Origin of the sequence: Streptomyces sp. CB09001 (assembly GCF_003369795.1) — a bacterium.
GTDB lineage: Bacteria > Actinomycetota > Actinomycetes > Streptomycetales > Streptomycetaceae > Streptomyces.
Genome location: NZ_CP026730.1, coordinates 2,287,549 through 2,312,963 on the forward strand (window position 1 = coordinate 2,287,549; position 25,415 = coordinate 2,312,963).

The 25,415-nt window shown below is 75.1% G+C and carries 22 protein-coding genes; 10 read left to right on the forward strand and 12 right to left on the reverse strand.

The window, feature by feature from the left end; all coding sequences use genetic code 11:
- Positions 1-96: 96 nt before the first annotated feature.
- The 4 genes from C4J65_RS10555 to chpG form a co-directional block, all read right to left on the reverse strand.
- A complete protein-coding gene (locus C4J65_RS10555) occupies positions 97-612 on the reverse strand; it encodes a hypothetical protein (protein ID WP_115742182.1) in 516 nt (171 codons plus the stop codon).
- A 138-nt stretch (positions 613-750) separates the two neighbouring features.
- Positions 751-1,053, reverse strand: a complete 303-nt coding sequence (locus tag C4J65_RS10560) for a hypothetical protein (protein WP_115742183.1) — start codon at positions 1,051-1,053, stop codon at positions 751-753.
- A 178-nt stretch (positions 1,054-1,231) separates the two neighbouring features.
- Complete coding sequence (locus tag C4J65_RS10565; RefSeq protein WP_115742184.1) at positions 1,232-1,981, reverse strand: hypothetical protein; 750 nt, start codon at positions 1,979-1,981, stop codon at positions 1,232-1,234.
- 275 nt (positions 1,982-2,256) lie between these two features.
- Positions 2,257-2,496, reverse strand: coding sequence for a chaplin ChpG (gene chpG, locus C4J65_RS10570; RefSeq protein WP_030179666.1), 240 nt, complete (start codon positions 2,494-2,496; stop codon positions 2,257-2,259).
- A 253-nt stretch (positions 2,497-2,749) separates the two neighbouring features.
- On the opposite strand from chpG, the gene C4J65_RS10575 reads away from it, so the two are divergent.
- Genes C4J65_RS10575 through C4J65_RS10610 form a run of 8 tightly spaced genes read left to right on the forward strand, consistent with a single transcriptional unit; the run spans position 2,750 to position 12,595 of the window.
- Positions 2,750-4,078 carry a glycosyltransferase gene (locus C4J65_RS10575; RefSeq protein WP_115742185.1) on the forward strand — a complete coding sequence of 443 codons (1,329 nt, stop codon included), beginning with the start codon at positions 2,750-2,752 and terminating at the stop codon, positions 4,076-4,078.
- Positions 4,075-5,529 (forward strand): sugar transferase, encoded by a 1,455-nt coding sequence (locus C4J65_RS10580; RefSeq protein WP_115742186.1) that lies wholly within the window; start codon positions 4,075-4,077, stop codon positions 5,527-5,529. Before C4J65_RS10575 ends, C4J65_RS10580 begins: the two co-directional genes overlap by 4 nt.
- 5 nt (positions 5,530-5,534) lie before the next feature.
- Positions 5,535-6,851: an O-antigen ligase family protein gene (locus C4J65_RS10585; RefSeq protein WP_115742187.1), complete on the forward strand. Its 1,317-nt coding sequence runs from the start codon at positions 5,535-5,537 to the stop codon at positions 6,849-6,851.
- Positions 6,848-8,815, forward strand: coding sequence for a lipid II flippase MurJ (locus C4J65_RS10590; RefSeq protein ID WP_240330399.1), 1,968 nt, complete (start codon positions 6,848-6,850; stop codon positions 8,813-8,815). Before C4J65_RS10585 ends, C4J65_RS10590 begins: the two co-directional genes overlap by 4 nt.
- 31 nt (positions 8,816-8,846) lie before the next feature.
- On the forward strand, positions 8,847-9,536 hold the full coding sequence (locus C4J65_RS10595; RefSeq protein ID WP_115742189.1) for a polysaccharide deacetylase family protein: 690 nt from the start codon (positions 8,847-8,849) through the stop codon (positions 9,534-9,536).
- A gap of 10 nt (positions 9,537-9,546) precedes the next feature.
- Entirely contained in the window at positions 9,547-10,734 is a 1,188-nt protein-coding gene (locus tag C4J65_RS10600) for a glycosyltransferase (RefSeq protein ID WP_115746384.1), read from the forward strand.
- Positions 10,731-11,450, forward strand: a complete 720-nt coding sequence (locus C4J65_RS10605) for a lipopolysaccharide biosynthesis protein (protein WP_115742190.1) — start codon at positions 10,731-10,733, stop codon at positions 11,448-11,450. Before C4J65_RS10600 ends, C4J65_RS10605 begins: the two co-directional genes overlap by 4 nt.
- On the forward strand, positions 11,447-12,595 hold the full coding sequence (locus tag C4J65_RS10610; protein WP_115742191.1) for a GNAT family N-acetyltransferase: 1,149 nt from the start codon (positions 11,447-11,449) through the stop codon (positions 12,593-12,595). Before C4J65_RS10605 ends, C4J65_RS10610 begins: the two co-directional genes overlap by 4 nt.
- A gap of 37 nt (positions 12,596-12,632) precedes the next feature.
- On the opposite strand, the gene C4J65_RS10615 is transcribed toward C4J65_RS10610, so the two are convergent.
- A complete protein-coding gene (locus tag C4J65_RS10615) occupies positions 12,633-13,856 on the reverse strand; it encodes a glycosyl hydrolase (protein ID WP_115742192.1) in 1,224 nt (407 codons plus the stop codon).
- A gap of 178 nt (positions 13,857-14,034) precedes the next feature.
- Between C4J65_RS10615 and C4J65_RS10620 the strand changes: the two genes are divergently transcribed.
- Complete coding sequence (locus tag C4J65_RS10620; protein ID WP_115742193.1) at positions 14,035-15,333, forward strand: ATP-grasp domain-containing protein; 1,299 nt, start codon at positions 14,035-14,037, stop codon at positions 15,331-15,333.
- Between the two features lie 85 nt (positions 15,334-15,418).
- On the opposite strand, the gene chpA is transcribed toward C4J65_RS10620, so the two are convergent.
- The 3 genes from chpA to rdlA form a co-directional block, all read right to left on the reverse strand.
- On the reverse strand, positions 15,419-16,186 hold the full coding sequence (gene chpA, locus C4J65_RS10625) for an LAXTG-anchored chaplin ChpA (protein WP_275898150.1): 768 nt from the start codon (positions 16,184-16,186) through the stop codon (positions 15,419-15,421).
- Positions 16,187-16,339: 153 nt separating this feature from the next.
- A complete protein-coding gene (gene chpD, locus C4J65_RS10630) occupies positions 16,340-16,567 on the reverse strand; it encodes a chaplin ChpD (protein WP_115742195.1) in 228 nt (75 codons plus the stop codon).
- A 287-nt stretch (positions 16,568-16,854) separates the two neighbouring features.
- Entirely contained in the window at positions 16,855-17,250 is a 396-nt protein-coding gene (rdlA, locus tag C4J65_RS10635) for a rodlin RdlA (RefSeq protein ID WP_115742196.1), read from the reverse strand.
- A 262-nt stretch (positions 17,251-17,512) separates the two neighbouring features.
- Between rdlA and rdlB the strand changes: the two genes are divergently transcribed.
- Complete coding sequence (rdlB, locus tag C4J65_RS10640; RefSeq protein WP_003976081.1) at positions 17,513-17,914, forward strand: rodlin RdlB; 402 nt, start codon at positions 17,513-17,515, stop codon at positions 17,912-17,914.
- A 70-nt stretch (positions 17,915-17,984) separates the two neighbouring features.
- Here the strand turns inward: rdlB and C4J65_RS10645 are convergent, their stop codons facing one another.
- The 4 genes from C4J65_RS10645 to C4J65_RS10660 form a co-directional block, all read right to left on the reverse strand.
- Entirely contained in the window at positions 17,985-19,913 is a 1,929-nt protein-coding gene (locus C4J65_RS10645) for an AMP-dependent synthetase/ligase (protein ID WP_115742198.1), read from the reverse strand.
- 131 nt (positions 19,914-20,044) lie between these two features.
- Positions 20,045-21,652 carry a VWA domain-containing protein gene (locus C4J65_RS10650; RefSeq protein WP_115742199.1) on the reverse strand — a complete coding sequence of 536 codons (1,608 nt, stop codon included), beginning with the start codon at positions 21,650-21,652 and terminating at the stop codon, positions 20,045-20,047.
- Between the two features lie 148 nt (positions 21,653-21,800).
- On the reverse strand, positions 21,801-22,700 hold the full coding sequence (locus tag C4J65_RS10655; RefSeq protein WP_115742200.1) for an ABC transporter permease: 900 nt from the start codon (positions 22,698-22,700) through the stop codon (positions 21,801-21,803).
- The gene (locus C4J65_RS10660) at positions 22,697-25,348 is read right to left on the reverse strand and encodes a CocE/NonD family hydrolase (RefSeq protein WP_162833126.1); all 2,652 of its coding nucleotides are present in this window, start codon (positions 25,346-25,348) and stop codon (positions 22,697-22,699) included. The genes C4J65_RS10655 and C4J65_RS10660 overlap by 4 nt, the downstream gene beginning before the upstream one ends.
- Positions 25,349-25,415: the final 67 nt, after the last annotated feature.

Here is a 25,415-nt window from a genome sequence, read left to right on the forward strand (position 1 = left end):
TGGTCCGCACCGCTAACCGAACGGCGGGCCCCGCGGTCACCGCTCGCAGGGCCAGTCGGAGCACGGCCGCTCCGGGGAGCGAGCCCGCCCGGACGGCTACAGGCCCGGTCCGACGCCCAGGTCTGCCACCGGAACCGTCTGGACCACCGGAGCGAGCACGCCGACCTCGGGAAGCTTGGGCGCCGGCAGGCCGAGGGCCTCCGGGTTCGGCGCGGTGAGCGGGGCGTCCAGGGACAGTCCCGGCGCCAGGGTGCGCACCTCGGCGGCGGGGGCGTCGAGACCGGCGTGGTCGAAGTCGTCGCCGAGGATGTGCGGCAGCGGCTGGCGCACGTCGACGCCGGGCAGCCCGCCGCGCACCGGCAGTTGCGGCAGCGTCCGCTCCGGCAGCAGCCGGCCCTCGACGTACTGCGGGCCCTCCGGTGCGCCCGCCGTGGGCACCGGCAGCTCGCCCGCCACCTCGGGCAGCTCCATGCCGAGGGCCGTCTCCGCGCCGCCCAGCGGCACCGGCACGGGAACCGCCCGGGCCGCGGCGGCGGGGGTCGCGGCTACGCCGACGGCGGCGGCCACTCCGGTGACCACGGCGGCCAGGGTTCGTCTGGTGGTCGGCTTCATGACAGGAGCGGTCCCTTTCGAGAAGGCGGGGTTCGGCTTCGGGAAGGCGGCAGGTACGGCTTCGGAGCGCGGCGGGGTACGGCTGCGGGAAGCGGAAGACGGGGAGCGGAAGACGGGGAGCGGGGGGAGCGGGGTGCTTCAGCCGCCCAGCGGGAGGCCGCCCAGCAGGCCGTTCGCGGAGTTCAGCTTCGTGGTGGCGCCCTTGACGGTGTGCAGCACGGAGTCCTTGTTCTCCGTGTCCAGCGCGTCGGACCGCGCTTCCGACTGGTGTTTGATCGGCATGACGTCGATGGGCTCCGCGGTCAGCGCGTTCACGGCGCCGTTGAGGCTGGTGGGCGTGAGTGCGGCGGCGTCGGCGGCGTCGTAGGCGAACGCGGGCGCGGCGGAGCCGGCGGCGACCAGGGAACCGGCGACGACGGCGGCGGCCTTGAGGGACTTCATCGTGTTCCTTTCTTCGGCGACCCGTGTCACCGGAGGGTTTGCTGACGCCCTCCCTAACGATCTGCGACGGGCCCGGAAACTCCGCCGTCCGGAAGACATATGAGATCTCCGGGCACGGAAAGGGCCGTCGCACCTCCGAGAGAGGGAGGCGCGACGGCCCGGGTCGCCGGGGGCGGCGTCAGGAGGGGTTCGCCGGTGCGGCGGCCTCCGGAGTGGTCGCCTCCGGCGTCGTGGCCTCCGGCGCGGTCGCCACGCCGGGCAGGCCGGCCAGGTCCGCGGCGGGCAGCCCGTTGCCGACCAGCGTGGCGGCGACGACGTTGACGATGCCGGTCATCACGTCCTTGACGGCGGGGGTCACCTGCTCGGCGGTACCGGAGGTGGTGGCCTTGACCAGGGCGTCGACCTGCTTCTGCAGCTCGGCGGTCGCGGTCGCGGTCAGGTCGGAGGCCGCCGCCGTCCCGTCGTCGCCCGGTGCCGCGACGGGCGCCGGCAGCGTGACCGGGGTGTCGGTCCCGGCCTCCGGCGCGGTCACGGCCGGCGGCTGGGCCGGGGTGGTCGTGCCGGGGGTGGTCGTGCCCGGGGTGGTCGCCGCGTCGTCGGCGTCCGTGTCCGCCGCCTCCGCCTTGGCGAGGGCGTCCTTGACGGCGGCGGAGAGCTTGTCGGCGTCCGTGGCGGAGAGCTGGCCGTTGTCGGCCTTGAGGATGGCGCCGAGCATGTCGGTGACGGGCGTGAGCACGCCGCCCAGACCGGCCAGGCTGCCGACCTGGCTCTGCAGTTCCTCGGCGTCGGGGAGGGGTGCGCGGGACGCCGCGTGGGTGCGTTCCCGGACCGAGTCGCCGTCGGCCGCCATCACCGCCGGACCGGAGATACCGATCAGCAGGCCGGCGCAGAGAGCGGAGGTGGCGATTCGCCGTGCGGGCAGACGCATGGGGGGTCCTTTCGGTGGTGCGTCGGATGTTGTGCCCACCGTGGAAGCGCCCTCGGCGCTCTGCAACGCAGGCGGCGCCCCGGCGCGCCCGCCCGCCCTTCTCGCGGGCCGCGTCCTACCTGGTGAGACGCCCTGTCAAGGTCCGTGCGCCGTGTCGCCGCCCGGTCCCCCCATTCGGGGCAGCACACCGCCGTCCGCGCGGCAACGCGAACCGGCCGCCCGCTCGCGGAGGAACCGCGGTACGGACGGCCGGTACGGCAAGTGGTGAGCCGACGTCAGTCGTTCTCGCACTCGTTGCCGAACGCCGGGTTCAGCAGGCCGATGATGTCGATGGTGTTGCCACAGACGTTGACCGGGATGTGGACCGGGACCTGCACCACGTTGCCGGACAGGACGCCCGGGGAGTGGGCGGCGGCGGCCTGCGCGCCGCTGTCGGCGGCGGCGACACCGGCGGTGCCCGCCACCGCGGCGGCGGCGACGGAGGTCAGGGCCAGGCCCTTCGCGATACGCGACATGGAGAAGTGCTCCTTGGGGTTGTACACACATCCGGGCGGCTGCCCGGCGCAGTGTCAACGCGTGGCACGGGCGCGAGTTGTGCCGCCAAAGGGGTGATCTCGCGAAATACCGGCGTTCACAAATCCAACACACTTACCCGATTTCGCCGTATTAGTACGGATAGCGGCTAGAGTCCCACACCATTCGACGCACCCATTCGACGCATCCACTCGACGCACCCGTTCGACGCACCCGTATGGCGAGGAAACGCGCATGCACCTGCCACCGACCGGCTTACGGCCACGGGTTCTGCACCTCACTCAGCCGGTGGGCGGCGGGGTCGCCCGGGTGGTGACGGACCTGACGCGGGCTCAGCTCGCCGCCGGACTGCGCGTCGCGGTCGCCTGCCCCGCCGGGGGCCTCGCCGACCGGCTGCGTGCGCTGGGCGCCGATGTGCGGCACTGGCCGTCGACCCGCTCACCCGGCCCGGCGCTGGTGCCGGAGGTACGGCGGCTCGTGCGCGTGGTCGAGGAGGTACGGCCCGACCTGGTGCACGCGCACAGTGCCAAGGCCGGTCTGGCCGGGCGGCTCGCCGTGCGGGGCCGGATTCCGACCGTGTTCCAGCCGCACGCCTGGTCGTTCGAGGCGGTCGGCGGCGCCGCCGCGCTCCTCGCGCTCGGCTGGGAGCGGTGGGCGGCGCGCTGGACGGCGCGGACGGTGTGCGTGAGCGAGGCGGAACGGCTGCGGGGGACACAGGCCGGGCTGCGCGGACCCTGGACGGTGATCCCGAACGGCGTCGACCTCGCCCGCCCCCTCGCCGAAGCCCCCGACGAGGCTCCCGCCGGCACCCCCGGCGGCGCGGCCGGTGTGCGGCGGCTCCACGGGGTCGGCCCCCACGCGCCGTTGGTGGTGTGCGTGGGCCGGCTGTGCCGGCAGAAGGGGCAGGACGTCCTGCTGAGCGCCTGGGAGTCGGTCCTAGCGCGGGTGCCCGGCGCCCGGCTGGTCCTCGTAGGGGACGGCCCGGACCGTGCCCGGCTGACCGCGCGGGCCCCGGCGTCCGTGCTGTTCGCGGGGGCCGTCGCCGATGCCGCCGTCTGGTACCGGGCCGCCGACCTGGTCGTCCTGCCGTCGCGCTGGGAGGGCATGGCACTGGCCCCGCTGGAGGCGATGGCGTGGGGGCGGCCCGTGGTGGTGACCGACGTGGACGGTGCCCGTGAGGGCCTGCCGCCCGCCCTCGTACCGCACTGTGTGGTGCCGCCCGAGGATCCCGCGGCGCTGGCCGACGCCGCCGCCGCGCTGCTGCTCGACGCGCCGCTGCGGGCGTCGCTCGGCCGCCGGGGGCGGGCGCACGTGCGGTCCGCGCACGACGTACGGCACACGGCCGCGGCGGTCGCGGCCCTGTACGGCGACCTCCTGTACGGCGGCCTGCCGGACGGCGGCCTGCCGGACGGCGGCCTGCCGGACGGCGTACGGCCGCCCACGCCCGCGGCGCACACCGGCGACGGCGCCGGCGACCGCGCCGGCGACATCGGCGACAGGCCCGCGGCCGTGCGGCGGTCGGCCGTCGCGCCCATCGAGTGCAGGGAGTCCACCTACCCGTGACCGCGGAAAGCACCGTTCCCTCCCCCGCCGGCCAGTCGCGCGACCTCGGCTCCTCCCCCGTCTCGGTGCTGCCGCCGCGCGACGGCACCGCGGGCCCGCGGCTGCCCGACCGGCGTCCCGCACCACGGCCGGACTTCCCGCTGCCGCTGCTCGTCGCGGACGGCACGGCGGCCCTGCCGGGCTCGCTGGTCCTCACCGGCACCCCGCACCAACCCCTGCTCACGGCCCTGCTGGTGGCCGCCTCGCTCCTGCTGCGCAGGCGCCCGGCCCGGCGGACGTCCGGCGCGCTGGACGACCTGCCCGCCCTGTGCGGCCGGATTGCGGTGGTGTGGCTGGCGCTCGCGGCGCTCGTCGCGGCGTACGCCCCGTCTGACGCTCTGTCCGCGCGCACCCTGTGCGCCGGTTTCCTGCTGCACGCGGTGACGGGCTGCGCCGGCCGGGGCGCGCTGCACCGCAGGCACCGTACGGCGCTGCTGAACCGCCCCCGCGCCGCTCTGGTCGTCGGTCCCGGCGCGACCGCGCAGCGCGTGGCCTCGGCGCTGCTGCGCCACCCCCGCTGCGGGATGCGCCCGGTCGGGATCGTCACCGGCGGCCCGGACGGCACCGCGGGCCTGCCCGTGCTGTCCACGGGCGAGGAGGTGCGGCGGGCGGTCGTACAGAACGGCGTGCGGGACGTCCTGGTCGTCGGCTCCCCGGTGAACCCCTCCGCCCGGCCCCGGCAGGCGGCCCTGCTGCGGACGCTGGCCGGGTCGGGCTGCACGGTGTGGGAGCTGGACGCCGAGGCGCCCGAGCACGCCGACGCCCCCGCCCGCCCGGCCGGGGACCGGATCGCCGGGTTCCCCTGCCGCCGTCTGGAACCCGCGGTCCGGCGACCGGGCGGCGCGGGCAAGCGGATCCTCGACGTGACGGTGTCCGGGGCGCTGTTGCTGCTGCTTGGCCCCCTGCTGCTGGCCTGCGCGACGGCGCTGCGGGTGGTGGGCGGTCCCGGCGTGCTGTTCCGGCAGGAGCGGGTCGGGGAGGGCGGCAGGCCGTTCACGCTGCTGAAGTTCCGCACCCACCGCCCGGCCGACGAGCACGAGTCGGCGACCCGGTGGAGCGTGGCGGACGAACGCCGGATGCCGTGGTTCTGCCGCTTCCTGCGGCGCACCTCGCTGGACGAGCTGCTCCAGCTGTGGAACGTCTTCCGGGGCGACATGAGCCTGGTCGGCCCGCGTCCCGAACGCCCGTACTTCGTGGCCCGGTTCAGCCAGACCCACCCCGGCTACGCGGCCCGCCACCGGGTGCCGGCCGGGATCACGGGCCTGGCCCAGATCAACGGGCTGCGCGGCGACACCTCCATCGAGGACCGGGCCCGCTTCGACAACGCCTACATCGACGACTGGTCGCTGTGGCGGGACGTCTGCATCCTGCTGCGCACGGCCGCCGCGCTCGTGCGCCCCACGGGGAGCTGACCCAGGTGGCCCACGCCCTGCCCCTCCCGCCGACGGCGCGCGTACGGCGGCTGCCGCCCGTACTGGCCGTGGTCGCGGTCGTCGCACTGCTCGCGCTGCCGCTCGCCCCGGACGACGGGGGCGGCGCGCACCCGGCCGACGCGGTCTCCGCGCTGGCGGTGCTGTACTGCGCGCTGCGGCTGGTGCGGGACCGGCGGCGCCCCCTGTCCCGTACGGCGGCCGTGGTGCTCGGGCTGCCCGTGCTCGGCCTCGCGGTCGCCGCGGCGGGCGCCGTGTCGCCGGGGGCCGGACTGGCGGGCCTCGGCCGCTACCTCCAGGTCTTCGTCCTGGTCCCGGCCGCCGTCCTGCTGCTCGTCCGCGACCGGGCCGACGTACGGCTGCTCACCTGGTCGATGGTGGGGCTGGCCCTGTGGCAGGGGGCGGTCGGGGCGCACCAGTACCTGACCGGGACCGGCGCGTCCTACCAGGGCGAGCGGATCCGGGCGGTGGGCACCTTCGGGCCGCAGGACGTGATGGGCATGGCGACCGTGGTCTCCCTGGGGCTGGTCTGCGCGGTGGGGCTGGCGCTGGGCCGGACGCCGGTGCGGCAGCGGCTGCTCGCCGCCGGGTGCGCGCTCGTCCTGCTGCTGCCGCTCGCCCTGTCGTTCAGCCGCGGGGCGTGGATCGCGACGGCGCTGACGTGCGGGGTGCAGCTGCTCCTCGCGGGGGTGCGCCGGGCGCTGGCGGTGGGGGCGGCCGCGGTCGCGGCGGCGGTGGTGCTGGTGGGCGGCTTCGGGGTCGGTACGGCGATGCTCCAGGAACGGGTCGGCAGCATCACTCAGGTCACGGACGCTCCCGACCAGTCGGTGACCGACCGGTACACGATGTGGGCGGCGGCGGCCGGGATGTGGCGGGAGCGGCCGCTGACCGGCGTGGGACTGAAGGGTTTTCCCGAGCACCGTGACGCACACGCCTCGTTGGCGCTGTCCTCGGGCAGCGAGACGGACGGCGCGGGTGCCGGCTACCGCAGGCAGCCGCTGCTGTCCCCGCACAACATGTATCTGCTGGTGCTGGCCGAACAGGGGCTGATCGGGCTGGCGGCACTCGCCGGGAGCTGGCTGGCGCTGCTCGTGCTGGGCCTGCGCCGGCTGCGCGCCGCACGCCGGGAACATGGGGCGGTGCCGGACTGCGCGTTCGTCGCCTGCGGGCTCCTGGTGTGGCAGCTGACCGACTTCGGGTACGCCGACATCGGCGGGCCGTCGACCGTCCTGACGGCGGTGTGCTTCGGGCTGGCGGCCTGGTGGGCGCTCGGCTCCCCGGCCCAGGAGGTGGCGGGGCGATGACCGCGCGCGGGGCGAGAGGGACAGACGGCGACGGTGCGGACGGCACGGTCGGGGACGCCGTCCCACCGGCCCGCTCCTCCGCGCCGGAAGCGGGCACAGCGGGCACAGCGGGCTCAGGGGGCACAGCCTGCACCACGGGCACCACGGGCACCACGGGCCCGACAGGCCCCACGGGCACAGCCGCCGCAGCGGGCACCGCGGACCACGCACCGCACGCCGGCGCCCGGGAGGGTACGCCGCGGGCGGTCACCCTGACCGCCGCCCCCTCCACCGGCACCCGCGGCACCTCACCCCGCCCGGACGCCGCCGCCGAGGAGAAGCGGTCCTCCCGGGGATTCCTCGCCCGCGCCGCCCTCGTGACGGCCGTGCTCTCAGTGGCCGGGTCGGTGCTCGGGCTGGTCCGGGACCAGGCGCTGGCCCGGTTGTTCGGGGCCGGCAGCGAGACGGACGCCTTCCTGGTGGCGTGGACGGTGCCGGAGTTCGCGGCGACGCTGCTGATCGAGGACGGGCTGGCCTTCGCCCTGGTCCCGATGTTCAGCCTGGCGCTGGCCCGCCGCGCCCAGGGCGCCCCCGGCGACCAGGTCCGCACGCTGGTCGCCTCGACGCTGCCCCGGCTGGCCCTGGCCTTCGCCGCGGCCGGTGGGCTGGTCGCCGCCGCCGCGCCGGTGCTGGTGCGGGCCCTGGCACCGGGACTGGCCGACCACGCCCTCGCCGTGGACTGCACCCGGCTCACCGCCACCTGCGTCGTCAGCTTCGGGCTGGCCGGGTACTGCAGCGCGGCGCTGCGGGCGCACCGCCGTTTCCTGGCACCGGCGGCGATCTACGTCGCCTACAACACCGGCATCATCACGGCGATGTTCGTGCTCGGCGGGCGCTGGGGGGTGCGCTCGGCGGCGGTCGGGGTCGCGGTGGGCGGTGTCCTGATGGTGGTGGCGCAACTGCCCTCGCTGCTCGGGCAACTGCGCCGCCGGGGCGGCGGCGGGCGCCCGCCGGGCACCGGGGACGAGGCGCGTCCCCTCGCCCTCGCCCTGTTCACCACCGTCCTGCTGTTCGCCCTGTGCCGCCAGTCCCAGGTACTCATCGAGCGCTTCCTCGCCTCCGGGCTCCCCTCCGGGGCCATCTCGCACCTGAACTACGCGCAGAAGGTCGCCCAGATCCCCATGACGCTGTCGCTGATGCTGTGCACGGTCACCTTCCCGGTGGTCGCCCGCGCGCTGGCCGACGGCGACACGGAACGGGCCCGCGACCGGGTCGAGCGGGACGTGGCGCTGGCGGCCCGCCTGGTGCTCCTCGGCGCGGCCACCGTCGTCGCCTGCGCACCGCAGATCATCGAACTGCTCTTCCAGCGCGGCGCGTTCACGGCGGCGGACACGGCGGCGACCGCGGGCGTCATGCGCGTGTACGCCCTCGGGCTGCTCGGCCAGACCGTGGTGGGCGCGCTGGCCCGGTCCTACTTCTGCGCGGGCCGTGCCTCCTGGTACCCGTTCGGCGCGATGGGTGTCGGCGTCACCGCCACCGCCGTCGCCGGTGCCGCCGCGGTCGGCCCGTGGGGCGTGACCGGCATCGCCGCCGCCAACGCCGCCGGCATCACCGTCACCGCCGCGCTGCTGCTCGCCGGGACGGGCCCGCGCAGCGTGCCGGTGCGGGTCCGGCGGGTCCTGGGCGACCTGGGCCGGCCCTTGCTGGCGGCGGCGGTGGCGACCGGCGCGGGCGCGCTGGCCGCGGACCGGGCCGCCGACGCCGGTGCGGCCGTTTCGCGCACCGCCCTCCCGCCGGCCGTCGGCGCCGCCACCGTCGGCGGTGTCTTCGTCGTCCTCTGCCTGGCCCTGGGCGTCCGGGGCGTGGGCCCCGTCCGTTTCCTCCACCCCGTCACCCGAAGGTTCTCTACCCGAAGGCTCCCTACCCGAAGGCTCCCTCATGGCCGTTTCCGCTTCCGGTTCCCCTTCCGCGACACCGACCGTTGACGCCCGTCCCGGCTCCGTCCCCTGGGTGGCGATGTACCACTCCGTCGGCGACCGCTCGGACGACCCGTACCGCATCACGGTCACGCCCGACCGGCTGGACGCGCAGCTGGGCTGGCTGCGGCGGCGCGGGCTGCGCGGCGTGGCGGTCGGCGAGCTGCTGGCCGCCCGCGCCCGCGGCGGTGGCCGGGACCTGGTGGGGCTGACCTTCGACGACGGGTACGCCGACTTCGTCGAGCACGCGCTGCCGTGCCTGCGGCGCCACGGCTGCGGGGCGACCCTGTTCGTGCTGCCGGGGCGGCTCGGCGGCGTCAACTCCTGGGACCCGCTGGGCCCGCGCAAGCCGCTGCTGACCGCCGACGGCATCCGGCGGGCCGCCGCCGAGGGCGTCGAGATCGGCTCGCACGGCCTCACCCACGTCGACCTCACCACGGCGGACGACACCGTGCTGAGCGCCGAGACCGCCGGGAGCAGAGCACTGCTCACGGAGTTGACCGGCGCGCCGGTCGCCGGCTTCTGCTATCCGTACGGCACGGTCGACGCCCGCGCCGCCGGCGCCGTGCGCGCCGCCGGTTACAGCTACGCCTGCGCCATCGACCCCGGCCCGCTGACCGGCCCGTACGCCCTGCCGCGCGTGCACGTGGGCCAGAACGACACACCCGTGCGGCTGTTGCTGAAGACCCGGCTGCACCGCCTGCGCCGCCGGGCCGCGGCGGGAGTGTGAGGTGACGGACGTGAAGGCCCTGCACATCATCACGGGTCTCGGCGTCGGCGGTGCCGAGCAGCAGCTGCGGCTGCTCCTGCGTCACCTGCCCGTCGACTGCGACGTCGTGACGCTCACCAACCCCGGCCCGGTCGCCGACGGGCTGCTGGCCGACGGCGTGCGCGTCGTCCACCTCGGCATGACCGGCAACCGCGACCTGGCCGCGCTGCCCCGCCTGGCCCGCCTGATCCGCGGCGGCGGCTACGACCTGGTGCACACCCACCTCTACCGCGCCTGCCTCTACGGCCGTGTCGCCGCCCGCCTGGCCGGGGTGCGCGCGGTCGTCGCCACCGAACACTCCCTGGGCGACTCCCAGATGGAGGGCCGCCCGCTCACCCCGGGCGTCCGCGCCCTGTACCTGGCCGGGGAGCGCCTCGGCAGCGCCACGGTCGCCGTCTCCCCCACCGTCGCCGACCGGCTGCGCCGCTGGGGCGTGCCCGCGCCCCGCATCGAGGTCGTCCCGAACGGCATCGACCTGGCCCGCTTCCGCTTCGACCCGGTCCGGCGGCTGCGCACCCGGCGCCGCCTCGGCCTGCCCGAGGGCGCGTACGTCGTCGGCGGCGTCGGCCGGCTGGCGGCGGGCAAACGCTTCGACGTCCTGGTCCGCGCCCTGGCCCTGCTCCCGCCCGACTGCTGGCTGCTGCTGGTCGGCGGCGGCCCCCAGGAGCATCTGCTGCGCCGCACCGCCCGCGAGGCGGGGGTCGCCGACCGGGTCCTGCTCACCGGCGAACGCCCCTGCCTGGCCGACGGCTCCCCCGGCCCCGACCTGCCCGCCCTCGCCGCCGCGATGGACGTCCTCGCGTCGCCGTCGCCGGAGGAGGCCTTCGGCCTGGCCGCCGTGGAGGGGCTCGCGTCGGGGCTGCCGGTGCTGTACGCCTCCTGCCCGGCGATCGAGGACCTGCCCCCCGCGGCGGCGCCCGGCGCGCGGCGCGTCCACGGCGGCGCCGCGGAGTTCGCGCGCGCCCTCGCCGAGACCCGCGCGGCCCACGGCCCGGTCCCCGGCGTGCGCTCCGCGCCCGAGGCGGCCCGCCACTACTGCGTCACCCGCAGCGCCGCCCGGCTGATGGACGTCTACGCGACGGCCCTCACCCGACCGCTGCCCCCGCCTCCGCCCTCGTCGTCCCCTTTCCCGGCATCCCAGGGAGTCACCTCCGCATGACCGAACCCCTCACTCAGACCCCGCCCGCGCCCGCGGCGGAGCCCGAGCCCGCACCCCCCGCCCGGCCGCGCCGCGCCCCGGCCGCCCTGCGCCGTGCCGTGCTCCGCCTGCGCTCCCTGCCGCCGTGGTCCCCGCTCGCGGCCGGTGTCCTCGCCGGCGGGCTGCTCGGCGCCGGGTACGGCCTGTTCACCACCCCGCAGTACACGGCGACCGGTTACGTCGTCGCCGTCCCCGCCGACGAGTCCGACCCGGCGTCCGCGCTGGGCTTCGCGCAGGCCTACGGCCGGGTCGCCACGCAGCTCGCGGTGCTCGGGGACGCGCAGATGTGGGCCCACGTGCCGGTGGCGACCCTGGAGCGGAGCGTGCGCACCGCGACCTCGCCGGACGCGCCGATGGTCTCGGTGACGGCCACCTCCGCCGATCCGGAGCAGGCCGCCGACATGGCCAACGCCGTAGCCCGCGCCCTGACCCGGCACGCGGCGGACTCCGCCGCCGACACCCACGTGGAGCTGCGGCAGTTCGCCCGGGCCACCGAGCCCGCCGAGCCGTCCTCGGCGTCCACCGCCGTGACCGGCCTGGTGGGCGCGAGCGCGGGCGGACTCCTCGGCGGGCTGGCCCTGCTGGTCCGGCCGCGCCGCACCGCACGGGAGCCCGGCCGCGCGGCGGCGCCCGTACCCGGTCCGGCGTCGGCGGCCGACGTCCGCGGACAGCTGTGACGCACCGCAGGCCGCCGCACCCGGGCACGCTCCCGTCCGGCCACACGATCGAACTGGTCACCGACGAGGACGCGTTCGCCGAGCTGGCCCCGCAGTGGCGGCGGCTGTACGGCAGGTGCGCCACCGCGACCCCGTTCCAGAGCCACGCCTGGCTGCTCTCCTGGTGGCGTTCGTACGGTTCGGCCGGGCGGCTGCGGCTGGTGCTGGCCCGCGAGGGCGGCGAACTGGTCGCCGCGGCGCCGCTGACGCTCGTACGGCGCCCGGTTCCGGCGCTGGTGCCGCTGGGCGGGGCGATCTCGGACTACGGGGACGTCCTGCTGGACGACGAGCGCGGCCCGGACGCGGTGGCCGCGCTCGCGGTGGGCGTCGCGGCGGTGGCCCGCACCGCGCTGGTCGACCTGCGCGAGGTACGGCCGGGTGCCGCCGCCGAACGGCTCTACGCGCACTGGCACGGGCCCCGGCACCGGCTCGCGGACTCGCTCTGCCTGGAGCTGCCCGCCCTCCCCATGGACGAGCTGGTCGCCCGGCTGCCCTCGGGCAAGGCCAGGCAGCGGGTCCGCGCCCAGCTGCGCCGCCTGGACACGCTCGGTGTCAAGGGCCGTCCCGTGCTGCCCGACGAGACGGAGGCGGCGCTGCGCCGGCTCCTCGACCTGCACCGGTTGCAGTGGCGGGGGCGGAAGGTGACCGGCGAGCACCTGCGGACCCGCTTCCGCGAGCACCTGGTGCGGGCGGTGGAGCCGATGGTGCGGACCGGGGACGCGGTGGTCACCGAGTTCCGGATGGGCGACGAGGTGGTGGCCGTGGACGTGACGCTGCTGTCCCGTGGGCTGGCCGGGGGCTACCTGTACGGCGCGCACCCCCGGCTGCGGGAGCGGAAGGCGGACGTGGCGGTGATGCTGCTGGACGCGTGCGCCGAGTACGCCCGTGCCCCGGGGCGCGGCACGCTCAGCCTGCTGCGCGGCAACGAGCCGTACAAGCACCACTGGCGCCCGGAGCCGGTGCCGAACCAGCGGCTGCTGCTGGCCCGCCGCCGCACGGCACCGCTGCTGGCGGCGGCGCTGGCCGACGCCGCCGCCCGACGACGGGGCAAGGAGCTGCTGCGGCAGCGGGCGGAGCGGAGGGAGCGCGACGGTGGCGGCACCTGACCGGGCCGGCCGCCACCACGGCACCCTCCGCACGCCGCTACTTGTCCCGCGCGTACCAGTCCAGGCGCATGCACAGCTTTCCGCCGAGCCAGTACTCGACCCAGTCGCCGAGGTCCAGCGGCGAGCAGCCGGCCGGGGGCTCCGGCACGGTGGAGGGGACCGGTGGCACGGGCGGCGCGGTGGGAGTCGTGGGCGGGGTGGGTGCGGTGGGCTCCGGGGGTGTCGGGGCCGTCGGTTCGGGCTCGTCGGTGCGGCCGAAGAGCACGGACCGGTAGACGGCCGTGGAGCGGGGATTGTCGTCGCACTGCCACACACCGTGCGGGCAGTAGTCGGTGACCGTGTTGTACACGGGCTTGTGCTCGTCCATCCAGGCGAGCATGCGCCGCACGTAGGCGGCGTTGTCGCCGTTGCGGAACAGTCCCCATTCCGGGTAGGAGACGGGCTTGCCGTGCGCCTTCGCGAAGTCCACGTGGCGCTGCAGCCCGTACGGCTCCTTCACCTGTTCGTCGAACGACATCCCGCGCGGCTGGTCGTAGGAGTCCATGCCGATGATGTCGACGGTGGCGTCGCCGGGATAGCACCGCGTCCAGGGCACGGCGTCCCGGCCGCGGCTCGGCGCGAAGTCGAACCGGAACTTCTGGCCGGGCACCGCGCGCATGGTGGTGACGATCCGGTTCCAGTACGTCTTCCACGCCTCGGGGTCCGGCCCGCAGCGGTGGGTGTAGGTGGTGCCGTTCATCTCCCAGCCGAGCACCAGGACCGTGTCCGGGACCTTGAGGGCGACCAGGCGTTCGGCGAGGGCGCGGAAGTGGTGGTCGAAGCGTCCGGCGGCGCCCTGGCGCAGCAGCTCGCGCACCTCGTCGTCGTCGACGTGCTCCTCGTTGCGCTCCATCATGGGCACGTTGAGGACGAGCATCCGGTCGGCCTTGCGGGTGCGCCAGTCGGCCCACACGTCGAGGAAGCCGGGGGCGCCCTCGATGTTGCTCCAGCGGTCGCCGGGCAGGTAGGTGTGGCCGACGCGCAGTTCGGCGCCGCCCAGCCAGTGGCTCAGCGCGGCCATCCGGGCCACGCCGCGCGGGCCGTAGTCCAGGTACGCGCCGAAGGCGGGGGCGGGCTTGGGACCGGGTCCGGGTTCGGGCGCGGCCGGTTCGCCGGCGGCGGCACCGGGGCCCGCGGCCAGGAACGCCGCCGCCGCGATCGCCGCCGCCGCGGCGCGCGCGGGACGCCGCCCGGACCGGGCCCGTGACTGCCGTGCGGCCATACCGGCCTCCTTTTTTCTTTCCGGTCCTTCGCCGTGCATTGCTCCCCGTTATTGACACCCAGTCATATGAAATGCCGTCACGCCACCGCTGTTACGGCTTTCGAGTGCGCCGATCGCCCGCATTGGTGAACCGAATCGGCAGCCGCTCGAACGAGCCCGAATCCGAAGGAAGTCTCCCGTGTCGCTGTTCGACACCCGTGTCCCCGCCGTTCTGCTGCGGATCGACCGGAATCCCTTTCACCACGGAACGCTGGGTGCCGTGCGTTCGCTCGGCCGGGCGGGGGTGGACGTGCACGTGGTCGCCGACTGTGCGCACAGCCCGGTCCGCGCCTCCCGTTACCTGAGCGGGCTGCACACCGCGCCGCCGCCCGGCGCGCCGCCCGCCGAGATCGTGGCGGCCCTGCGCCGCGTCGCCGCTCGGATCGCACGGCCCGCCGTGCTGATTCCGATGGACGACGCGTGTGCCGTGGCGGTGGGCCGGGCGCGGGCGGAGCTGGCTCACCTGTATCTGCTGCCCGACCAGCCGGGCGAGCTGCCCGCACGCGTGGCCGACAAGGCCGAACTGGCCAGTGTGTGCGCGTCGCTGGACGTCCCGCACCCCGAGACGCTGGTCCCGGACGGCGCGGCGGAGGCGGCACGTGCGGCGTGGCGGCTGGGCCTGCCGGTGGTGGCGAAGTGGAGCCGCCCCTGGCTGGTGCCCCCGGGCGGCGGGCTGCGCAGCACGGTGCTGGTGCGCTCGGCGCGGGAGGCCGGGGAGCTGTATCTGCGGGCCGAGGAGGCGGGCAGCCGGCTGCTGCTCCAGGCGTTCCTGCCACCGGGCCCCGACCGGGACTGGTTCTTCCACGGGTACGCCGACCGCTTCGGCGCGGTCCGGGCGGGCGGCCCGGGCCGCAAGACGCGGGCCAGGCCGCGCGGCGCCGGTCTGACGGCGGTGGGCCGCTGGACGCCGAATCCGCAGGTGCGGGCGCTCGCCGAGCGGGTCACCGCGGAGCTGGGCTACCGGGGCGTCTTCGACCTCGACTTCCGTCGCTGCGGCACGACGGGCCGCTATCACCTGCTCGACTTCAATCCGCGCCCCGGCGCCCAGTTCCGGCTCTTCGCCGACACCGCCGGACTGGACGTCGTACGGGCCCTGCACCTGGATCTGACCCACCGCCCGCTGCCGGAGGGTGTGCCGCGGCCGGGGCGGGCGTTCGTGGTGGAGAACTACGCGCCGCTGACCGCGCTGCGTCCGGCCCGCGAGGGACACGGGGGGCGCGAGCTGGCCTGGCACGCCCGGGACGACCGGGCGCCGGGCCGGGCGCTGTGGGCCCTGTGGGGCCGCCATGTGGGCGGCAGGCTGCGGGACCGCGTGCACCGGGGCGGCACCCGGCCGGGCACCCCGGCCCCGTCCGGCGCCCGCGTCGTACGCCAGGCCTCCGCCCCGCCGGCGGACCACGCCGGCCGCCCCGACGAGGACCGGGCGCGCAGCCGCTGAGCCGCGCGCACCCGGGGCGGTGGCGACGACGACGCCCCCGGTGGCCCGTGTGGGCCGGCCGGGGGCGTCGGGGTGGCGGGTGAGGTCAGCGGCCGGTGAGGGCGCGGCCCCGGCGGTACAGGATCGCTCCGCCCGCGATCAGTACGGCACCGGCGGCCGCGGCGCCCAGCGTTCCCTCGCTGCCGGTCTCGGCCAGCGCGGGCGGCTGCTCCTTCGGGGGAGCCGGCGGGGTGTGCTCCTCCTCGGACGGCGGCGGGGGCTCCTCCTCGCCGTAGGGCGGCGGCGGCTCCTCGTGGGTGGGCGGCGGGGGCTCCTCCTCGCCGTAGCCGGGCGGCGTGGTCGGGGGCGGCGGCTCCTCCTCGCCGTAGCCGGGGGGCTCCTCGGCCTCGTTCTCGCACTTGTTGCCGAAGACCGGGTTCAGCGCGGCGATCACGTCGACGGTGTTGCCGCAGAGGTTGACCGGCACGTCGACCGGGACCTGCGCGTTGTTGCCGGAACCGACGCCGGGCGAGCCCACGGTCGCGCCGTCCGCGTGGGAACCGGACGACGAGGACGAGGCGTCCGACGCGTCCTCGCCGTACCCGCCGCCGTTGCCGTCGGTCTGCTCGTCCGAGGTGTTCTCGCACTCGTTGCCGAAGGCCGGGTTCAGGGCGGCGATCACGTCGACGGTGTTGCCGCAGGCGTTCACGGGCACGTCGACGGGGACCTGGAGGGCGTTGCCGGACACGGCGCCCGGCGAGTTCGTGGCGGCCCCGTCCGCATGCGAGTCGGCAAGGGCGGGGCTGCCGCACAGGGAAAGGATGCCCGTCGCGGCGGCAGCCGCGACCATCCCCCTGCTCAGGGTCTGTCGCACTCTGGTTGTCTTCCTGCTTGGAGAGATGAGAGATGAGAGATGGCCGGAGAACGCTCTCCGGGGGGACGGGCTGCAGAAAGGGGAAAAGCCGGCCCCGAACCAAACGAGTTGGCCAAGGCCGGCCGTGACGCAGCCGGTCGGTGCGGAACGACGTCAGTCGTTCTCGCACTTGTTGCCGAACGCCGGGTTCAGCAGACCAACGACGTTGATGCTGTTGCCGCACACGTTGACGGGAACGTGCACGGGAACCTGGATGACGTTGCCGGACAGGACGCCCGGGGAGCCTACGGCGGCAGCCCCGGCGCCGGCGTCGGCGAAGGCCGGGGCGGCCATGCCGAGGGCCATGATCGCGCCCGCGACGACAGCAGCGCTCTTCTTCATGAACTTTCCCTTCTCTGCGGTCATGCCTGAATGACGGCCGAAACCGCGCGAGCACAGCATTGACGGCTCGCACCATGACCTGCAGCCTGCAAACGAGGAATTGACGGCCGGAGAAACTACCGAACGTGGGACACCCCGGAATTCACTCGGATGCCTCACGAACCGGTCCGGCCGTTCCCCCAGGAGAGCGACGACGTCGTTCCGCTCCCCGGCGAAATCCCGTCCCGTTCACGGCCGGGCGGCCCGCGCGGAAGTCAGCGGGCCGCCCGCACCGGGCGGGGCTGGGCTCAGCGGCCCTCGCCGTTCGCCGACAGCACCGACAGGTCCTCGAGGACGTGCGACAGGGCGCCGTCACGCTTGGCCTGCGTGGAGTTGTCCGCGCACTGCTGGTTCAGGTCGTCCGCCAGGACGTTGACGTCCTGGATCGGCACGAGGTTGATGACGGCGACGTTGACGTCCTCGACACCGAGGCACGGCTTGTTCAGCGTGCCCTCGACCAGCGACAGCTGGGGGCTCATGTCGCCCTTGGTTGCCGAGTTGCCGAACGCCGAGGAGGCGCCGTTGCCGTTGGCCACGGCCGGCCCGTTGTCGTCCCCGATGGCCAGGGCCTGGGGAGCGGCGGCAGCCGACATGCCGATCACAGAAGCGGCAGCCGCCGCGGCGACCATTGCCTTCTTGAGCACTTCGCGTTCCTTTCGTCGTAGCGACGCACTGTCCTACGGCCTCATCAACCCGGTGCGCGATGATTGGTTGCGGGCGTTCACCCGGTTGGCCCGCACGGGATCTCAAAAACGCCGCAAAAATCCCCGGAACCCGGGGAGGAAACACGGACCCGTACACATTTCCCGTTGTCCGCCGACGGAGTGAACGGGAGAAACCCGACCGGACCCACGGAGTTGACCAGTGGGCTCCGGTGGACGGGGTTTCCTCAGAAAGGACTGGCCAGTGATCAAGAAGGTAGTTGCCTACGCGGCGATCGCCGCCTCCGTCATGGGTGCCTCCGCTGCCGCGGCCCCGCAGGCGATGGCGATCGGCGACGACAGCGGGCCCGTCTCGGCCAACGGGAACGGCGCCTCGCAGTACTTCGGCAACTCGATGACCACGGGCAACATGAGCCCGCAGATGGCGCTCATCCAGGGCTCGTTCAACAAGCCGTGCATCGCGGTCAGCGACATCCCGGTCAGCGTCATCGGTCTCGTGCCGATCCAGGACCTCAACGTCCTGGGCGACGACATGAACCAGCAGTGCGCCGAGAACTCGACGCAGGCCAAGCGCGACGGTGCGCTGGCCCACCTGCTGGAGGACGTCTCGATCCTGTCCTCCAACGGTGAGGGCGGCAAGGGCTGACATCGCCCCGGGCGGGCCGCCGAGCACTTCGGCGGCCCGCCCTTTCGCATGCCCCGGGGCCGGGCGACGCTCAGCGGCCCGGCGTCGCGTACAGCGCCTCGATCTCGTCCGCGTACGCCGCGACGGCCGCGTGCCGCTTCACCTTCAGGGACGGGGTCAGCAGGCCGTTCTCCTCGGTGAACTCGCCCTCGACCAGCCGGAAGGCGCGGATCGACTCGGCCTGGGAGACGGCCGCGTTGGCGTGGTCCACGGCCTTCTGGACGTCCGCGCGCATCCTGTCGTCCCGTACGACCTCGGACATCGGCGTGCCGGCGGGCAGCCCGCGCACCGCCAGCCAGTGGGCCACGGCGTCCGGGTCGAGGGTGATCAGCGCGGCGACGAAGGGCCGGTTGTCGCCGACGACCAGGCACTGGGCGACGGGCGGGCGGCTGCGCAGGCGGTCCTCCAGGACGGCCGGGGAGACGTTCTTGCCGCCGGAGGTGACCAGGAGGTCCTTCTTGCGGCCGGTGATGGTGAGGTAGCCGTCGGCGTCGAGGGAGCCGAGGTCACCGGTGGCGAACCAGCCGTCGGTGAGGGCCGCCTCGGTGGCCTCGGGGTTGCCCCGGTAGGCGCCGAAGACGATGCCGCCCTTGACCAGCACCTCGCCGTCGTCCGCGATGCGCACGGCGGTGCCGGGGACCGGCGGGCCGACGGTGCCGGGGCGGGGGCCGAGCGGCGGGACGATGGTGGCGGCGGCGGTGGTCTCGGTCAGGCCGTAGCCCTCGTAGACCATGATTCCGGCGGCGTAGAAGAACAGGTTGAGTTCGCTCTCCAGCGGGGAGCCGCCGCTGATGGCGTAGCGCATCCGGCCGCCCAGTTCCCCCCGGACCCGGCGGTAGACCAGCAGGTCGTACAGGGCCCAGCCGGCCCACAGGCCCAGGGTGGGGCCCTTGCCGCGGCCGAGGAAGCGTTCCAGGTGGGCGGCGCCGAAGCGGACGGCGAGGCGGTGGGCGCGTTCGAAGGACGCGCCGCGGCCGATCTTCTCGGCGGTGGCCCGGCCGGTGTCGTGGATCTTCTCGAACAGGTACGGGACGCCGACCAGGAAGGTCGGCCGGAAGGACTTGAGGGCGGGGCGCAGCTCGTCGGGCCTGATGCTCGGGAAGTGGCCGATCTCGATGCGGGCCAGCAGGCAGGAGATCTGGATGGTGCGGCCCAGGATGTGGGCCAGCGGCAGGAAGAGGAGGGTGGCGGCGGTCTGGCCGGTGACCTCCTTGAAGATCGGGTGCAGCAGCTCGACCGTGTTGGCGGCCTCCGCGTGGAGGTTGGCGTGGGTGAGGACGCAGCCCTTGGGGCGGCCGGTGGTGCCGGAGGTGTAGCAGACGGTGGCGACCGTGTCCGGGGTGAGGGCGGTGCGGCGCTTGGTGACCTCTTCGTCGCTCACGCCCCGGCCGAGGGCGGTGAGGTCGGTGAGCGCGCCGGCGTCGAGTTCCCAGACGCGCGGGTGTTCGGGGTGGCCGGCGGTGCCGGCCCGGACGGTGGCGGTGTTGGCGGCGGTCTCGGTGACGGCGTACCGGGCGCCGGAGTCGCGGACGATCCACTCGACCTGGTCGGCCGAGGAGGTGGCGTACACCGGGACGCTCTGGCCGCCGGCCGCCCAGATCGCGAAGTCCAGGACCGTCCACTCGTAGCGGGTGCGGGACATGACGGCGACCCGGCCGCCGGGTTCCAGGCCGGCCGCGATCAGGCCCTTGGCCACTTCGGTGACCTCGCGGGCGAACTCGGCGGCGGTGACGGGCCGCCAGACGCCGTCCACCTCGCGGCGCAGGACGACGGCGCCGGGGGCCTCGGCGGCGTTGGTGTACGGGATGTCGGCGGTGCTGCCCGTGGCGGGGCGGGACGCGAGGGCGGCGGTGCGGGCCTCACGGACAGTGCCGTCCGCGTCCCGGACGGTCTCGGTCCTGGCGCGGGATGCCAGGTCACCGCGCCCCTTCGCCCGTTTCAGGTCCCTGCGTACGCCCATGACGGCTCCCGGTCGCGGTCGGACTGCTGCGCTGTCGCATGTACTCGGCTGCGAGCTCACCTACGAACTTACTTCGGAGTAAACTTACTCACGCGTAAGGAAACGTCAATGGGCGCACCCGCCCCGTCGGGTCAGGCCAGCCGGTTCGCCTCCTCGATCGCCTCGGCCAGTTCGCGCAGGTCCTCGTCCTCCGTGCGGTCCGCCAGGCCGTCGGCCCGCTCGGAGAGTTCGGACAGGTCCGGCGCGCCCGGCAGGGAGCCGCCGTCGCCGCCCGAGGACCGGAGCGCGTCGGCGAAGTAGGCGGCGGTCGCCGTGACCCGCAGTCCGCGGCCCGACTCCCAGACGGAGCCGTCGAGGGCGTCGCTCTCCACGGCGCCGGACTCCTCGTGCGGGGTGCGGCTGTCGGGGTCGAGCCAGCGGACGGTGGCCGTGGCGAGGTGGCCGTCGGCGCCCGGCCTGGTGCGGACGGCGTAGAGGGCGGTGACGGTGTGGCCGGGGCCGACCTCGCCGCCGTCGACGCGGTCGTCGCGGAAGTCCTCGTCGGCGACCTGGCGGTTGTCGTAGCCGACGAGGCGGAACTCGGCGACGGTCTCCGGGTCGAAGGCCACCTGGGCCTTGGCGTCGCGCGCGGTCAGCTCGATGTTGCGCGGGAGCTGCTCGGAGAAGACCTCGCGGGCGTCCTCTCTGGTGGAGACGTAGGTGGTGTGGCCGTCGCCCTGGTCGGCGAGGCGTTCCATCAGGGCGTCGCCGTAGTCGCTGCCGACGCCGACGCCGAAGAGGGTGATGCCGTGCTCGCGGCGCTCGGTGGCGATGCGTTCGAGGATGGTGTCCGCGTCGGTGTCGCCGGTGTTGGCGAGGGCGTCGGAGACGAGGACGACGCGGTTGGTGACGCCCTCGCGGCGGCCTTCGACGGCGGTCTCGTAGCCGGTCTCCATGCCCGCGCCGAGATTGGTGGAGTCGGTCGGCTCCAGGCCGTCGATCGCGTCGTGGACGCGGCCGCGACGGTCGCCGAGCCGGGTCATGGGCAGGACGGTCTCGGCCTCGTCGCTGAAGGTGACGATCGCGACGGAGTCGTCGTCGCGGAGCCGGTCGGTCATGGTGCCGAGGGCCTCCTGGGCGAGGTCGAGACGGCCGGGTTCGCCCATGGAGCCGGAGATGTCGATGACGAAGGTCAGGGCGGCCGGCGGGCGTTCGCTCTGCCGCTCCGCGGGGCGGGTGGCGAGGCCGACGCGGACCAGCGACCAGTCCTCGTCGTCGGTGCGGGCGCCGTCCACGGTCACCGAGAAGCCGTCGCCGTCGGGGCGGTCGTAGTCCTGGCGGAAGCTGTTGACGAACTCCTCGGGGCGGACCGTGGCCGGGTCGGGCAGCCGGCCCTCGGACAGGGTGCGGCGGGCGTAGCCGTAGGAGGCGGTGTCGACGTCGAGGGCGAAGGTGGACAGGTAGTCGGGGTCGGGCGCGATCTGGCGGGAGTCGCCGTTCTTCCCGCCCTCGCCGCCTTCGCCCGCCCCGCCGCTGCTCGTGCCGCCGTCGTAGCGCTGCTCGCCCTCGCCGCGCGGGCGGTCGGGTGCGGGCATCGGGGCCGAGCCGCCCCGCGAGTCGGCCGCGGTGTCCTTCGCCCCGTCCGACGCGTCGTCCGTCCCCCCGCAGCCGGTGAGCAGCAGCCCGCCCGCCAGGGTGAGCGTGAGCAGTGCGGTCGTGCCGCGCCGCCCCCGCCTCCCGTGAGTCCCGTACCGGTTCATCGTCAAGTCCCCCTGTGCTTGTTCGGCGCCGGTGTACGTGACTGTGACGGGGCGGCGGCGCGAAACGTGCGGCACGGGGTGTTACGGCTGTGTCTCGAAGCGGGCACGAGGAGGGGCTCCCGAGACCGGTGGGTGATCCTCCGGTGACCTAGGACACGATGTCCTTGCGGGCGAAACCCCGGAAGGCCAGGGCGAACAGCACCAGCGCGTACGTGACCGAGACCGCGGTGCCCTGGATCATGCCCGACCACTCCGGGTTCGGCTGGACGGCGTCCGCCCAGGCGAACTGCCAGTGCGCGGGCAGGAAGTCGCGCCAGTGGCCGAGCGCGGTCACGGCGTCCAGGACGTTGCCGACGATGGTGAGGCCGACGGCGCCGCCGACCGCGCCCAGCGGTGCGTCGGTACGGGTGGACAGCCAGAACGCGAGCCCCGCGGTGACGAGTTGGGACACGAAGATGTACGCGACGACCACCACCAGGCGCTGGGCGGCCGTGCCCGGGTCGAGCGAACCGCCGGTGGGGATGGCCAGCGGCCCCCAGCCGTAGGCGACCGTGCCCACGGCCAGCGCCACCAGGGGCAGCAGCACCATCGCGGCCAGGCTCAGCCCCAGCCCGACGGCCAGCTTGGAGGCGAGCAGCCGGGCGCGCGGCACCGGCGCGGCGAGCAGGTAGCGCAGGGAGGACCAGCTCGCCTCGGAGGCCACGGTGTCCCCGCAGAACAGGGCGACCGGGACGACCAGCAGGAAGCCCGCCGAGACGAAGAGGTTGACGGCGGCGAAGTTGGCGCCGGAGGCGGTGGCGGTGTCCATCAGGGTGATGCGGTCGCCGGGGCCCTCCGGCTCGCCGCCGATCGCGAAGGCGACGACGAGCACGAGCGGCAGCACGGCGAGGATCGCGCCCATGACCAGGGTGCGGCGCCGTTTGAGCTGGCGCACCAGCTCCACCCGCAGGGGCAGGGTGCGGCCCGCCCGGTAGCCGTACGCGGACTCGGACACCGACGCCGGTTCGGGCGCGGGCCCGGTCGTGGCCGGCTTGGTGGGCGTGCTCATGCGGAACCTCCGATCAGGGTGAGGAAGGCGTCCTCCAGGCGGCGGTGCGGGCCGACCGACGCCACGGGGATCTCCAGCCGGACCAGTTCGGCGACCAGGCCGGGCGCCGTGCCACCGGGGTCGAGGCGGACCAGGAGCCCGTCGTCGGTGTGCACGACCGAGGCGACGCCGGGCAGGGCGGCGACCTTGTCCACGAGCGGTTCGTCCACGGGCAGGCCGGTGCCGACCAGGAGGGTGTCGCCGGAGCCGATGATCTCGGCGACCGGGCCCGCCTGGACCAGTCGGCCCCGGTCCATGACCACGAGGTGGGTGCAGGACTGCTCGACCTCGGCCAGCAGGTGGCTGGAGACGATCACGGTGCGGCCGGCCGCCGCGTAGCGGATCATCACCTCGCGCATCTCGCGGATCTGCGGCGGGTCCAGGCCGTTGGTCGGCTCGTCGAGGATGAGCAGGTCGGGCAGGCCGAGCATGGCCTGGGCGATGGCGAGGCGCTGGCGCATGCCCTGGGAGTAGGTGCGCACCGCGCGGGCGAGCGCGTCGCCGAGACCGGCGATCTCCAGGGCCTCGTCGAGGTGGGCGTCCTCGGGCGGACGGCCGGTCGCCCGCCAGTACAGCTCCAGGTTCTCCCGGCCGGACAGGTGCGGCAGGAAGCCCGCGCCCTCGACGAAGGCGCCGACCCGGGACAGCACCGGGGCGCCGGGCCGGATGGCGTGGCCGAAGACCCTGATCTCGCCGTCGTCCGGCTTGATCAGGCCCATCAGCATCCGCAGGGTGGTCGTCTTGCCCGCGCCGTTGGGCCCGAGCAGCCCGAGCACCTGCCCCTTCTCCACGCGGAAGGACAGCTCCCGCACCGCGTACCGCTCGGCGGACCCGGCGTAGCGCTTGCTCAGGCCGGTGATCTGCAGGGGTACCTCGGCCAGCGCGGGGTCGGGCGCCGGTGCGGCGGTGCGGCGGCGGCCCGTCCACAGCAGGGCCAGGGCGACGGCGGCACCGGCCAGGGGCAGCCACCACACCCAGGCCGGGAGGGGTGCGGCGGCGGTCGTGACGCCGGGGGCGGTGGGCACCTTCAGGTCGCCCTCGAGGGAGACGGTGTACGTCGCCGGGGCGGCCGGGGAGGCGTAGCCGAGGTCCGTGGAGGCGAGGACCAGGCGCAGCCGGTGGCCCTTCTGCACCTCGTGGTCGATCGCCGGGAGGGCGACCGTGACGTCCTTGCCCGCCTTCGCGTCCTCGACGCGCACGGGGGTCACCAGCTGCGACGGGAGCACGGGCGAGGTGCCGCCGGGGCCGACGTCGTACACCTTGGCGAAGAGGACGGCGTCCTCGGTGGTGGAGCGGACGTGGACGGTGGCCGTCGGCGAGCCGGTGATCCGCAGGTCGTCGCCGACCGGGGCGGACTCGAACGCGGCGTACTGGCCGGGGAAGTCCAGGGAGATCCCGACGCCGAGCGAGGAGAGCTGGGAGAGTCCGCCGGCGCCGCCGATGCCGGGGAGGGCGGAGACGGCGGGCGGGTTGGCCCCGGCGGGGTTGTCGACGCGCTGCTCGCGACCGCGCAGGGGCACGGAGCGCTGTCCGTTCGTCAGCCCCGGGTAGTGGTCGGCGCTCGCGCCGCGCAACTGGGCCTGTCCGTCGGTGGAGTCGACGCCGCCGGTGCGGGTGACGCGGAAGGCCGGGCCGGTGCCGGCGCCCTCGTCGTCCTTGAGGTAGCGGTCGAACCAGGCGTCGATGCGGGCCTGGACGCGGTCGTTCTCCAGGTCGCCGCCGTCGTGCCCGCCCGCGATCCAGTCGACGTCCACCGCGGCGCCGTTCGCCCGGATCGCCTTCGCCGCGGCGTCGGCCTGGCCGAGCGGGAAGAGGGAGTCGGTCTGGCCCTGCGTCAGCAGTGTGGGCACCTTGATGCGCTCGCCCACGGCCTGCGGGCTGCGCTCCTCCAGGAGCTTCACGGCCTCGGCGTCGGGCGTGCCGGACTCGGCGACCCGCTGGTACATGCGGCACAGGTCCGCCTCGAACCGGTCGCAGCCGCCGCCGGAGTTGACGAAGATGCCGGCCCACAGCTTCTTGAAGACGCCGTTCGGGAACAGCGCGTCCGCCAGGTTCCAGTACGTGATGGCGGGGGCGACGGCGTCCACCCGGGTGTCGTGCCCGGCGGCGAGCAGCGCGACCGCGCCGCCGTAGGAGCCGCCCGCGACGCCCACGCGGGGGTCGCCGTCCTTGTCCAGCTCGACCTGGGGCTGCTCGGCGAGCCAGTCGATCAGCCGGGACACGTCGGCGACCTCGCCGTCCGGCGCGTTCAGCCCGATCTTCCCGGTGGACTTCCCGAAGCCGCGCGCCGACCAGGTGAGGACCGCGTACCCGTCCCTCGCCAGGTCCTCGGCCTGCTCCCGTACGTCGTCCTTGCTGCCGCCGAATCCGTGCGCGAGCAGGACGGCCGGGCGGTGGCCGCCGGAGCCCGCCGTGAAGTACGAGGTGTCCAGGCGCACGCCGTCGCCCACCGCCATGACCCGGTCGGCACGGCGCACCGGGGCCGGGTCGTCACCGGCGACGGCCGTCCACGTCCCGGCGCCGGCGAGCACGACGACGGCGGCCGCGGCGGAGAGCATCCGCCGCGGCCCCCGTAGCAGCCCTCGCACGCGGGGCAGTCGAAGATCCATGTGTCAACGGTACGGGCCGCCGCCGGCAACGGGGGCCGCCCCGGGGCTGAACCGGCGGCCCTCCCAC